This window comes from Streptomyces sp. NPDC004542, assembly GCF_040610035.1.
Classification (GTDB): Bacteria; Actinomycetota; Actinomycetes; order Streptomycetales; family Streptomycetaceae; genus Streptomyces.
In genome coordinates this window covers 20,300-32,224 of sequence record NZ_JBEXLP010000080.1, presented here as the reverse complement: position 1 = coordinate 32,224, position 11,925 = coordinate 20,300, and the positions used below count along the sequence as shown (strand labels likewise).

General features: G+C 69.8%; 11 protein-coding genes. 3 read left to right on the top strand and 8 right to left on the bottom strand.

Annotation, left to right across the window (positions count from 1 at the left end; genetic code table 11):
* Window positions 1-999 (bottom strand): phosphoribosyltransferase domain-containing protein (locus tag ABZX30_RS30420; protein ID WP_355939135.1); only part of this gene is annotated, 999 nt, incomplete at its 3' end.
* 43 nt (window positions 1,000-1,042) lie between these two features.
* Window positions 1,043-2,209, bottom strand: coding sequence for an HpcH/HpaI aldolase/citrate lyase family protein (locus ABZX30_RS30415; protein ID WP_355939132.1), 1,167 nt, complete (start codon window positions 2,207-2,209; stop codon window positions 1,043-1,045).
* A 186-nt stretch (window positions 2,210-2,395) separates the two neighbouring features.
* Here ABZX30_RS30415 and ABZX30_RS30410 point away from each other — a divergent pair, with 186 nt between their 5' ends.
* Window positions 2,396-3,196, top strand: a complete 801-nt coding sequence (locus ABZX30_RS30410) for a TerD family protein (protein ID WP_355939129.1) — start codon at window positions 2,396-2,398, stop codon at window positions 3,194-3,196.
* A gap of 25 nt (window positions 3,197-3,221) precedes the next feature.
* On the opposite strand, the gene ABZX30_RS30405 is transcribed toward ABZX30_RS30410, so the two are convergent.
* From ABZX30_RS30405 to ABZX30_RS30380, 6 genes are all read right to left on the bottom strand, one after another.
* Window positions 3,222-3,959, bottom strand: coding sequence for a Tellurium resistance (locus ABZX30_RS30405; protein WP_355939126.1), 738 nt, complete (start codon window positions 3,957-3,959; stop codon window positions 3,222-3,224).
* 89 nt (window positions 3,960-4,048) lie between these two features.
* Window positions 4,049-5,188, bottom strand: coding sequence for a DUF475 domain-containing protein (locus ABZX30_RS30400; RefSeq protein WP_355939123.1), 1,140 nt, complete (start codon window positions 5,186-5,188; stop codon window positions 4,049-4,051).
* A 131-nt stretch (window positions 5,189-5,319) separates the two neighbouring features.
* Window positions 5,320-5,895 carry a TerD family protein gene (locus ABZX30_RS30395; RefSeq protein WP_355939120.1) on the bottom strand — a complete coding sequence of 192 codons (576 nt, stop codon included), beginning with the start codon at window positions 5,893-5,895 and terminating at the stop codon, window positions 5,320-5,322.
* Between the two features lie 95 nt (window positions 5,896-5,990).
* The gene (locus tag ABZX30_RS30390; protein ID WP_355939117.1) at window positions 5,991-6,566 is read right to left on the bottom strand and encodes a TerD family protein; all 576 of its coding nucleotides are present in this window, start codon (window positions 6,564-6,566) and stop codon (window positions 5,991-5,993) included.
* A 114-nt stretch (window positions 6,567-6,680) separates the two neighbouring features.
* Entirely contained in the window at window positions 6,681-7,139 is a 459-nt protein-coding gene (locus ABZX30_RS30385; protein WP_355939114.1) for a peroxiredoxin, read from the bottom strand.
* A 125-nt stretch (window positions 7,140-7,264) separates the two neighbouring features.
* Window positions 7,265-7,702: a DUF3052 domain-containing protein gene (locus ABZX30_RS30380; protein ID WP_355939111.1), complete on the bottom strand. Its 438-nt coding sequence runs from the start codon at window positions 7,700-7,702 to the stop codon at window positions 7,265-7,267.
* 450 nt (window positions 7,703-8,152) lie between these two features.
* Here ABZX30_RS30380 and aceE point away from each other — a divergent pair, with 450 nt between their 5' ends.
* Window positions 8,153-10,900, top strand: coding sequence for a pyruvate dehydrogenase (acetyl-transferring), homodimeric type (aceE, locus tag ABZX30_RS30375; RefSeq protein WP_355939108.1), 2,748 nt, complete (start codon window positions 8,153-8,155; stop codon window positions 10,898-10,900).
* A gap of 76 nt (window positions 10,901-10,976) precedes the next feature.
* Window positions 10,977-11,804: a potassium channel family protein gene (locus ABZX30_RS30370; protein ID WP_355939105.1), complete on the top strand. Its 828-nt coding sequence runs from the start codon at window positions 10,977-10,979 to the stop codon at window positions 11,802-11,804.
* Window positions 11,805-11,925: the final 121 nt, after the last annotated feature.

Below are 11,925 nucleotides of genomic sequence, written 5' to 3'. Positions count from 1 at the left end.
CCCGACACCAGGAAGGAGCGGCACCCGCACGACCCGCCCCGCCGCCTCCGGCACGGCTTCCCCGGCCGCTCCCGCGTCCGCCCCGGCCGCGGCAGGCGCTGCGGAGCCGACGGTCTCGGCCGATCCGATCGCGCTTCCACGACTCGCCGCCCCGGCTGCCCCGCCGGCGGACACGACGCCGTCCGGCTCACCGACCGGCCACTCGCTCCCGACACCACCGGCCACCCGGCCACCGGCCGCTCCCGCCCGAGCCGCCCCGGCCGCGGCAGGCGCCGCGGCGCGCTCGTGGCGGGCGACCAGTTCCCGGCCCTTCGCCAGCACCCCCTCCGGCAGGAGGACCGTGCCGGAAGCGGTGGCGATCAGGTCCACGCGGGTGCCGATGCGCCCGGCGAACTCCGTGAGGCGGTCCATGTCCTCGGGCGAGCGCATGTCGACGAGGGCCACGACGACGTACCGCTCGCGCGGGTGCCGCTCGTGCAGGTCGCGGATGGTGTTCAGCACCGTGTTGCCGGTGGAGAACTCGTCGTCCACGAGGACCAGCGGGCCGTCGCCCGCCAGCAGCGCCGGGTCCGCGGGGAGCAGCAGGTGGGAGGTGGCGTGCGAGTGGGACTCCTCGAAGCCGCCCGCGGGCACGAGGCCGGCCACCGGGCGGCGGGTGGAGTGCAGGTACGGGGCGAGGCCCAGGCCGTCGGCGACCGAGTGGCCGAGGCCGGTGGCGGTCTCCGCGTAGCCGAGGACGACCGCCCTGGCCGCCTCCTCCTCGCCGAGCAGCTCACGGACCCGGCGGCCGAGGGCGACCCCGTGGCCGTGGACCACCGACGGTGACTGCGGTACGTGCTTGCCCAGCACGTTGGAGACGAGCAGGTGGGCCCGCTTGGGGTTGCGGCGCAGGGCGAGCCCCAGCAGGCCCGTCAGCGCGTCGTCGCCCCGGAGTTCGACCCCGAGCCGCTCGGCGACCCAGGTGCCGGACCAGACCCCGTCGTTGACTGCCTTGTTCATGCGTCCCTTGTGTTCGGGAACCGGAGGTGTCCGCCCGGTTCGGTCAGCCGGGTATCCCGGCGGCGAGCAGCTCCACGAAGCCGACGTCCTCGTTGGCGACGCCGAACACCTCGGCGCGCAGCAGGGTCCGCTCGGCCCAGGCGCGGTGCGGCTTCACCTCGTTCATCTTGTTCGTGTAGGCCGACCTGAGTACACCCCCACCGCCGCGTTCCGGCCGCAGGATGTCCGCCGCGTCGCTGAACTCCTCGTGACTGACCACGGACAGCGCGTGCACGGGGAGTACGTGGGAGGGGTGGATACAGGTCTTGCCGAGCAGCCCGTTGGCCTGGTCCAGGGAGATCTCCCGCAGCAGCCCGTCCATCGCGTGCTCGATGAGCCGCTCGCGCAGTTCCACGGCCTGCCCCTCCAGGAAGGGGCTCTGCCGCAGCATCGGCTTGAACATGCGCTCGGACACCCGGAAGTACTCCCACACCGGCCCGGTCACCGTGAACCCGGTGCCGTCGGCCCGCCCCAGCATGTTCACCACGTCGGCGATCACGGAGGCGACGATCTGCACGTCGTACGCGGTCATGTCGGGCGCCCGGCGCAGCCCGTAGGAGGAGCAGAAGTCGGTCACGCCGAGGCGCAGGGCGAGCACCCGGTCGCGGTACTTGTCGACCGCCCGGAGGATTCCCTCCAGGGCCTCGACCCGGGACTCCCGGTAGAGCAGCTCGGGCGACTCCAGGACCGGCATGGCGAACAGCCGCCGCCCGCTCTCCGCCTCGGCCGTGGCCAGCGCCTCCAGGAAGAGGATGCCCCGCTCCTCGGTGAACTTGGGCACGACGAACCCGGACAGCAGCCGGACGGCGGGGCCGAGACGGCGGACCAGGTCGGGGATCTGCTCGGGCGCCCGGACCCGGATGAAGAGCAGGGGCGGCTCGGCACCGTCCCGCGCGGCCAGCTCGGCGAACTGGCGTACGAGGTTCTCCTCGCCCTCCACGACGTCCGCGTCGTCGATCGAGTCCTCCAGGCACAGCACCATCGAGACCACGCCGTTGCCGGCCTGCTTGACGATGTCGTCGGCGAGCCGCGGCCGGGTGGCCGGGCTGTACAGCGTGGCGCCGAGGGCCGCGGACAGCAGCCGGGCCGGGGAGTCGGCGGTGAACTCGCACGGCTCCCGGTGGAAGAGGCGCTGCCGTACCTCAGGGGCGATGTGCCCGAAATGACGCATGGAACTCCCCCGTGGCACAGAGTGAGCCTGTGGATTCTTAAACAGGTGGCCGGTAATAGTACGTAGATCTCCATGTCCCGGGTTCCCCCGGGCCATGAATTTCACGTAACGACAGGTCTGCCGCCGTGGTTTCCGCAGCCGGACCCCGCATTGTCGTGACCAGGACCGAGAGGGCAGGATGACCGCATGACGCACGCCATGCTGAAGGGGTCGAACGTCCCGCTCGAAGCCACGACGGTGCGCGCCGTGCTGCGCTGGGCGCCCGGGCAGGGGGTCCCGGACGTCGACGCCTCGGCGCTGCTCCTCGGCCTCGACGGCCGGGTGCGCTCCGACGAGGACTTCGTGTTCTACAACCAGCCCCGGCACCCCTCCGGGAAGGTGTGGCGGCTCGGCAAGAAACGCGTCACCGAGGGCCTCACCGACACGATCCAGACGGATCTGGCCGGTGTCGAGCCCGGTGTCAGCCGGATTCTCCTGGTCGCTTCGGCGGACGGCGTCCCCTTCGACCACGTACAGGCCCTGCGCATCCTGCTGTACGACGCGGCGGTCCCGGACGGGGAGCCGCTGGCGCATTTCGACATCAAGCCCGAGACCGGCGCCGAGACCGCGCTGATCTGCGGGGAGCTGTACCGGCGTGGCGAGAGCTGGAAGTTCCGTGCGCTGGGTGAGGGCTACTCCAACGGCCTCAAGGGCCTGGCGACCGACTTCGGCATCTCGGTCGACGAGTCGGACGCGGCGGAGGAGGAGGAGCTCCTCCCGGCCCAGCCGCTGCCCCCGGAGCAGCCGACGACCGCGGTCCCGCCGCAGCCGACGTACGGCTATCCGCAGCAGCCGCCCGCGACCACGCAGTCCGCCTACGGATACCCCCAGCCGACGAGCCCGACGAGCCCCGCGAGCCCGCCCGCGTACGGCTACCCGCCCGCGGCGGCGGCCTTCCCGGACCCGGACTTCCGGCTGCCGCCGCAGGGACCGCAGTTCGTGCGCTGAGCCTGAGGCCGGGGGCTGCCCGCCCTCATTTCTCCGCCTTGGTCTTGTAGCCGCGCCCCCACTGCAGCCCCCACCCGTACAGCCGGTCGAGCTCCGCCTGGAAGCCGTACACGAACTTCACCTCGCGCCGGACCACCAGCTCGCCCTTGACGTTCTCGATCAGCACGACGGCGCAGGAGCGGGCCTGCTGGTGCCGCTCGTCCAGGCCTATCTCGATGCGCGGGCCGTTGCTCGGGTACAGGGTGACGATCGCGTGCGTACGGTCGAACGCCGGCGTCTGGTCGTAGATGTAGACGAAGACCAGCAGCCGCTTGATGTCGTCCCGGTGGTCGAGGTTGACGTAGATCGTCTCGCCGGACGCCGAACCGAACCGGTCGTCGCCGCTGAGCTTGACGTACGGCGGCCCGTTGACGTCCCCGAGGTAGCCGCCGAGGGGCTGCACCACGCCCTTCGTACCGTCCGTGAGCTCGTACAGGCAGCCCAGGTCGAGGTCGACGTTGACCATGCTCTGCCCGTGCCCGAGGACCTCCGGCGGCTTGAGTGCCTGGAAGGGGTGCCGGAACAGGCCCCCGCGCGGACTGTCGCCGAAGTCGGACGTCCGCATCCGCCAGGTCAGGTTGATCCGCAGGTGCCCGGTGGCCGCGCCCTGCTTCGTGAGCGACACCTGGTGGTGCCGCTTGGTGAGCTCGATGGCGTTGCTGGCGGCGTTGCCCGAGTCGAAGTCGTATCCGCGCGCGCCCAGCAGCCCGTCGAAGAAGCCCATTCCCGCCCCCAGGTATTCGGGTCACCAGCGAAGGGGGCGGCCGCCGTCGACGGCCGCCCCGCTCAGAGCGTTCCTCAGCCGGAGCGCTGTCACACTCCGGAGGAGACCTCGGTCTTCGCGTCCGCCTCGCCCTCCGCGGCCGCCAGTGCGCGGTTGCGGCGGACGGAGGACCAGAAGGACCAGGCGATCAGGACGACGCCGACGAGGCCGGTGATGACCTCGTTGATCTCGTACTGGATGGTGACCATGAGGATCACGGCCAGCGCGCCGATCGCGTAGTGCGCGCCGTGCTCCAGGTAGACGTAGTCGTCCAGGGTGCCCTGGCGGACCAGGTAGACGGTGAGCGACCGCACGTACATCGCGCCGATGCCCAGCCCCAGCGCCATCAGGACGATGTCGTTGGTGATGGCGAACGCGCCGATCACGCCGTCGAAGGAGAAGGACGCGTCGAGGACCTCGAGGTAGAGGAACATGAAGAAGGCGGCCTGTCCGGCCAGTACGACCGCGGACCGCTTCCTGCCGGTGCGGGCGGCCTCTTCCTCCTCCTCGTGCTCGCGCTCCTCCTCTTCCTCGAGCTTGTCCTCGAAGTAGCCGGAGAGACCGCCGACGATCATGTAGGTGATCAGGCCGGCGATACCGGCGATCAGCACCGTCTGTGCCTTGTCGACGTGCGCGCCGCCGTGCTGGTGGGCGTGGGCGGCGAAGGTGAAGGAGGTGATCAGCAGGACGATCAGCGCGATGCAGACCGACAGCATGTCGACCTTGCCGAGCTTGGCCAGGGGGCGCTCGATCCAGCGCAGCCACTGGATGTCCCGGTCCTCGAAGATGAAGTCGAGGAAGATCATCAGCAGGAACATGCCGCCGAAGGCCGCGATCGCCGGGTGCGCGTCGGTGACGAGCTGCTGGTAGTGGTCCTTGTTGTTCAGCGCGAGGTCGACGGCCTCGACCGGCCCCATCTTGGCGCTGATGGCGACGATCACGACCGGGAAGACCAGCCGCATGCCGAAGACCGCGATGAGAACGCCGATCGTGAGGAAGATCTTCTGCCAGAAGGCGTTCATCTTCTTCAGGATCCCGGCGTTGACCACCGCGTTGTCGAAGGACAGCGAGATCTCCAGGATGGCGAGGATCGCCACGATGCCGAAGGCTTCCCACCCCCCGTAGAAGATCGCCGCGACCAGGCCGAGCGCGGTGACCGCGAACGACCAGCCGAAGGTTTTGAGAAGCACTGCTTACCCCATCGTGTCGGTACGGGTCCGCACCGGGCCGTACTCGGCTTTACTCACTATTGACCCCGAAGTGTAGGGTGTGGCACTCGAACCCGGCCAGGAGGGGCGTTTCGGCCTCGGCGGGCGGCGGGCTAGGAGACGTTGACTCCGAAGTCCAGGGCGATGCCCCGCAGTCCCGACGCATACCCCTGACCCACCGCCCGGAACTTCCATTCGCCGCCGTAGCGGTAGAGCTCGCCGAAGATCATGGCCGTCTCGGTGGAGGCGTCCTCGCTGAGGTCGTAGCGGGCCAGTTCCTGGCCGTCGGCCTGGTTGACGACCCGGATGAAGGCGTTGGAGACCTGGCCGAAGGTCTGGCCGCGCTCGTCCGCCAGGTGGATGGAGACGGGGAAGACGATCTTGTCGCAGCCGGCCGGCACCTTCTCCAGGTCGACCAGGATCGACTCGTCGTCGCCCTCGCCCTCACCGGTGAGGTTGTCACCGGTGTGCTCGACCGAGCCGTCCGGGCTGGTGAGCTGGTTGTAGAAGACGAACCACTCGTCGCCGAGCACCCTCCCGCCGGCGCACAGCAGCGCGCTGGCGTCCAGGTCGAAGGGGGCGCCGGTGGTGGAGCGGGCGTCCCAGCCGAGTCCGATCAGGACGTTGGTGAGGTTCGGTGCGGCCTTGGAGAGGGAGACGTTGCCTCCCTTGGCGAGCGTGACGCCCATGAATGGTCCTCCCCTGGATGGTGCTGCTTCGGTTGTCCTGCGCGTCCGGCGCCGACCGTAAACGGTGCGGCGCCGGACGACGGGACCGGGGTGCCTCAGACGTTGACGCCGAAGTCCTGGGCGATCCCGCGCAGGCCCGAGGCGTAGCCCTGGCCGATGGCACGGAACTTCCATTCCGCGCCGTGCCGGTACAGCTCACCGAAGACCATCGCCGTCTCGGTGGAGGCGTCCTCGCTCAGGTCGTACCGGGCGATCTCCTGTCCGCCGGCCTGGTTCACCACGCGGATGAACGCGTTGCGCACCTGGCCGAAGGACTGCTGGCGGTTCTCGGCGTCGTAGATCGACACCGGGAAGACGATCTTCTCGACGTCGGCCGGGACGCCGGCGAGGTTGACCTTGATCTGCTCGTCGTCGCCCTCGCCCTCACCGGTGAGGTTGTCACCGGTGTGCTCGACCGAGCCGTCCGGGCTCTTGAGGTTGTTGAAGAAGACGAAGTTCTGGTCGCTGCCGACCTTGCCCGAGTTGTTCAGCAGCAGCGCGCTGGCGTCGAGGTCGAAGTCGGTGCCGGTCGTGCTGCGGGCGTCCCATCCCAGACCGACGATGACGGCGGTCAGGCCCGGGGCCTCCTTCGTCAGTGATACGTTGCCGCCCTTGCTGAGGCTGACTCCCACGAATCCTCCATGTGGTGTCCCGGGGCGGGGAGCCCCGTCGTGCGTCGGATACCGGATCAACGACTCGATCCTAGTGACGGGTTCCCGCGCCCCGCAGTCCCAGACGGCGAAGAATCACAGGGCGTCGAGCGCCTTGACGTACTCGCTCAGGTCGCGGGCGTCCGGGAGCGCGTTGACGACCGTCCAGCGGACCACGCCCTCCTTGTCGATGACGAAGGTGCCGCGGACGGCGCAGCCCTTGTCCTCGGCGAAGACGCCGTAGGCGCGGGAGACCTCGCCGTGCGGCCAGAAGTCGCTCAGCAGCGGGTATTCCAGGCCCTCCTGCTCGGCGAAGACGCGCAGGGAGTGGATGGAGTCGTTGGAGACGGCGAGCACCTGGGTGTCGCGGTCGTCGAACCGCGGCAGGTTGTCGCGCACCTCGCACAGCTCACCGGTGCACACGCCGGTGAAGGCGAACGGGTAGAAGAGCAGCACCACGTTCTTCGCGCCGTGGAAGTCGGACAGCTTCACGGTCCTGCCGTGGTTGTCCTTCAGCTCGAAGTCGGGGGCCTTGTCGCCGACCTGGATCGCCATCGTCCTGCTTCCCTTCGGTGGGGCTGTTCGGGTGGGACCACCCTACGCAGCGATCACCCCGGGGCGGCGGACGGGCCGAGCGGGGCTCGGCCCGTCCACTGTCCGGATGTCCGGGACGAGGCGGCCTACCTCTTGGACTTGGCGGCCTTGGGCGTCGCCAGGCGCGAGCCGCTCCAGTCCTTGCCCACGCTGACGCTCTTGGACGCCGTCAGCCCGGCGGTGGCCGCGGCTTCCGAGATGTCGCTCGGCTCCACGTACCCCGCACGGCCGGTCTTCGGCGTGAGGAGCAGGATTGCTCCGCCTTCCTCGATGTACGTGGTGGCGTCCACCAGCGCATCCGTCAGGTCGCCGTCATCGTCGCGGAACCACAGCACGACGGCATCGGCCACGTCGTCGTAGTCCTCGTCCATCAGCTCGCTGCCGATGACTTCCTCGATGGACTCGCGGAGCTCCTGGTCGACGTCGTCGTCGTAGCCGATCTCCTGGACCACCTGCTCGGGCTGGAACCCCAGCCTGACGGCAGGGCTCGTCCGCTCCTCCGCGTGGTCCGCGGTCGCGCTCACGGGTTGCCTCCTGATCATGTCTTGGTGAATGTCTCAGCCACGCGCGTGCGCGAAGCATTGGCCGTAGTCCACACGGGCGGGACGGATCGCGCAAGTACCCGGCCGTCCGGACCGCCGAAACGGTGACGATCCGGGCCGTGTCGCCGCAACTTACGGCACCGTACCGCGAGCCCGCCCGACCTGTACCACACCGTTGTGCCCGCTTTGCGCGGTTTGAAATCATTCAGAATCATCCATGGTGACGCCCCTCGAACAACTTTGCCAAATCCCGTCACCCCCCGGGCGTATCGTTGCGTTTTGCCGGGCCTGCCCGAGAGCCACTGGAGGGGGACCGTACGGACGCCTCGGTTACCTCACGGTAGAGATGACGTACGCCTTCCCGAGGTACACGATGGGGAACGGTGTAGGCATGAGCAACACAAAGTGGCCCTCTGACAGGTAAGGAACAGCGTGGCTTCCGGATCCGATCGCAACCCGATCATCATTGGCGGCCTTCCGAGTCAGGTTCCTGACTTCGATCCCGAAGAGACCCAGGAGTGGCTCGACTCCCTGGACGCCGCCGTCGACGAGCGAGGCCGGGAACGGGCCCGCTACCTCATGCTGCGCCTGATCGAGCGGGCCCGCGAGAAGCGCGTGGCCGTGCCCGAGATGCGCAGCACGGACTACGTCAACACCATCCCCACCAAGAGCGAGCCGTTCTTCCCCGGCAACGAGGAGATCGAGCGCAGGATCCTCAACGCGACCCGCTGGAACGCGGCCGTGATGGTATCGCGCGCGCAGCGACCCGGCATCGGCGTCGGCGGCCACATCGCCACCTTCGCCTCCTCCGCCTCCCTGTACGACGTGGGCTTCAACCACTTCTTCCGCGGCAAGGACGAGGGCGACGGCGGCGACCAGGTCTTCTTCCAGGGCCACGCCTCCCCGGGCATCTACGCCCGCGCGTACCTGCTCGACCGGCTCTCCGAGGCCCAGCTGGACGGCTTCCGCCAGGAGAAGTCGAAGTACCCCGACGGCCTGTCCAGCTACCCGCACCCGCGCTCCATGCCGGACTTCTGGGAGTTCCCCACGGTCTCCATGGGCCTCGGCCCGCTCGGCGCGATCTACCAGGCGCGGATGAACCGCTACATGCAGGCGCGCGGCATCGCGGACACCTCCGCGTCGCACGTGTGGGCGTTCCTCGGCGACGGCGAGATGGACGAGCCGGAGTCGCTCGGCCAGCTGTCCATCGCCGCCCGTGAGGGCCTGGACAACCTGACCTTCGTCGTGAACTGCAACCTCCAGCGCCTCGACGGGCCGGTGCGCGGCAACGGCAAGATCATCCAGGAGCTGGAGTCGGTCTTCCGGGGCGCCGGCTGGAACGTGATCAAGCTGATCTGGGACCGCTCCTGGGACCCGCTGCTCGCGCAGGACCGGGACGGCGTGCTGGTCAACAAGATGAACACGACGCCGGACGGCCAGTTCCAGACGTACGCCACCGAGACCGGGGCGTACATCCGCGAGCACTTCTTCGGCGACGACCACCGGCTGCGCGCGATGGTCGAGAACATGACCGACCACCAGATCCTGCACCTGGGCCGCGGCGGTCACGACCACCGGAAGATCTACGCGGCGTTCAAGGCGGCCAAGGAGCACAAGGGCCAGCCGACGGTCATCCTGGCCAAGACGGTCAAGGGCTGGACGCTGGGCCCGAACTTCGAGGGCCGCAACGCCACGCACCAGATGAAGAAGCTGACGGTCGACGACCTCAAGCGCTTCCGCGACCGGCTGCACCTGCCGATCTCCGACAAGGAGCTGGAGTCCGGCGCGCCGCCGTACTACCACCCGGGGCGGAACTCCGAGGAGATCCAGTACATGCACGACCGCCGCAAGGGCTGCGGCGGCTACGTCCCGACCCGTGTGGTGCGCTCGAAGCCGCTGCCGCTGCCGGGCGACAAGGCGTACGCGAGCGTGAAGAAGGGCTCGGGCCAGCAGTCCATCGCGACGACCATGGCCTTCGTCCGGCTCCTGAAGGACCTCATGCGGGACAAGGAGATCGGCAAGCGGTTCGTGCTGATCGCGCCGGACGAGTACCGCACGTTCGGCATGGACTCCTTCTTCCCGAGCGCGAAGATCTACAACCCGCTCGGCCAGCAGTACGAGTCGGTGGACCGGGAGCTGCTCCTGGCCTACAAGGAGTCGCCGACCGGCCAGATGCTGCACGACGGCATCTCGGAGGCGGGCTGCACCGCCTCGCTGATCGCGGCGGGCTCGGCCTACGCCACGCACGGCGAGCCGCTGATCCCGGTGTACGTCTTCTACTCGATGTTCGGTTTCCAGCGCACCGGTGACCAGTTCTGGCAGATGGCCGACCAGCTGGCGCGCGGCTTCGTCCTGGGCGCGACCGCGGGGCGTACGACCCTGACCGGTGAGGGTCTGCAGCACGCGGACGGCCACTCGCAGCTGCTGGCCTCGACGAACCCCGCGTGCGTCGCCTACGACCCGGCGTACTCGTACGAGATCGCGCACATCGTGCAGGACGGCCTGCGCCGGATGTACGGCGGGACGCCCGAGCACCCGCAGGGCGAGGACGTCTTCTACTACCTGACCGTCTACAACGAGCCCATCCAGCACCCGGCCGAGCCGGCCGGCGTGGACGTCGAGGGCATCCTCAAGGGCATCCACCGGATCAGCGAGGGGACCTCGGGCTCCGCGCCGGCGCAGATCATGGCGTCGGGCGTGGCGGTGCCGTGGGCGCTCGAGGCCCAGCGGATCCTCGGCGAGGAGTGGGACGTCAGGGCCGACGTGTGGTCGGCGACCTCCTGGAACGAGCTGCGCCGCGAGGCCGTGGCCGTGGAGGAGCACAACCTGCTGCACCCGGAGGAGGAGCAGCGGGTGCCGTACGTGACGCGGAAGCTGTCCGGCTCCGAGGGCCCGTTCGTGGCCGTGTCCGACTGGATGCGCTCGGTTCCGGACCAGATCGCGCGGTGGGTGCCGGGCACGTACCAGTCGCTGGGCGCGGACGGCTTCGGCTTCGCCGACACGCGGGGCGCGGCCCGGCGGTTCTTCCACATCGACGCGCAGTCGATCGTGGTGGCGGTGCTGACCGAGCTGGCGCGCGAGGGCAAGGTCGACCGGTCCGTGCTCAAGCAGGCCATCGACCGGTACCGGCTGCTCGACGTGGCGGCGGCGGACCCCGGCGCGGCCGGGGGCGACGCGTAGTCGCCGGCGGCTTGAACGGGTGACGGGCGGCGGAGCCCGGCCTCCGCCGCCCTTACCTGTTCTTTACGATTGGCGCATGAACGAACAATCGGCGCAGGCCCGTTGGGAACGGCGCACCCAACGGCCGCTGCTGGCGCTCGCGGTGGCGTTCGCCGTCGCCTACGCCGTGCCGATCGTGGACAGCTCCGCCGACCGGCGCGTGACGTTCCTGTGCACGGTGACGGAGTGGGTGGTGTGGGGGGCGTTCGCCACCGACTACCTGATGCGGCTCGCCCTCACCCGGCACCGCGGGGTGTTCGTGCGGACGCACTGGATAGACCTGGGCGCGGTGGTGCTGCCGCTGCTGCAGCCGCTCCGGCTGCTCCGGATGGTGGCGACGCTGCTGCTGGTGGGGCGGCGGGCGCGGATGGCCTCGCAGATCCGGCTGACGACGTATGTCGCCGGTGCGGTGGTGGGGCTGCTGATGTTCGGCTCGCTCGCGGTGCTGTCCGTGGAGCGGGAGTCACCGCGGGGGAACATCCGGACACTGGGTGACGCGGTGTGGTGGTCGTTCACCACGATGACGACCGTGGGGTACGGGGATCACGCGCCGACGACCGGGCTCGGCCGCATGATCGCGGTCGGGCTGATGCTGTCGGGGATCGCCCTGCTCGGTGTCGTCACCGCGAACATCGCGGCCTGGTTCATCGGGCAGTTCGCCAAGGACGACCTGGAGGAGCGGCGACAGACGGAGGCGATCGAGTCCCTGGCGGAGGAGGTCCGCCTGCTGCGGGCCGAGGTGGCGGCGCTGGCCTCGCGGGAGCGGGCCGCCGAGGAGCAAGGGCGCCACCAGGCGCAGGCGGGCGGCGTTCGACCCGTCACGGGCCCGGGACGGCCGCTCACCGCACCGGACACCGCTCCCTGACGGGTGGACGCCACCGGCCGGGCCACCGGCTCGCCCGGTCCGCTCCGCTCCGCCGCGCGGGCGTCACGGCCGGGTGCCGGCCGCCTCCGGTTCCCCGCCCGTCACGGACGGGGAACCGGGA

Coding starts and splice junctions, on each gene's coding strand:
- ABZX30_RS30410 (WP_355939129.1), top strand. CDS start 2,396: ATGACGCACGCCATGCTGAAGGGGTCGAACGTCCCGCTCGAAGCCACG.
- ABZX30_RS30405 (WP_355939126.1), bottom strand. CDS start 3,959: ATGGGCTTCTTCGACGGGCTGCTGGGCGCGCGCGGATACGACTTCGAC.
- ABZX30_RS30385 (WP_355939114.1), bottom strand. CDS start 7,139: ATGGCGATCCAGGTCGGCGACAAGGCCCCCGACTTCGAGCTGAAGGAC.
- ABZX30_RS30415 (WP_355939132.1), bottom strand. CDS start 2,209: ATGCGTCATTTCGGGCACATCGCCCCTGAGGTACGGCAGCGCCTCTTC.
- ABZX30_RS30370 (WP_355939105.1), top strand. CDS start 10,977: ATGAACGAACAATCGGCGCAGGCCCGTTGGGAACGGCGCACCCAACGG.
- ABZX30_RS30395 (WP_355939120.1), bottom strand. CDS start 5,895: ATGGGCGTCACGCTCGCCAAGGGAGGCAACGTCTCCCTCTCCAAGGCC.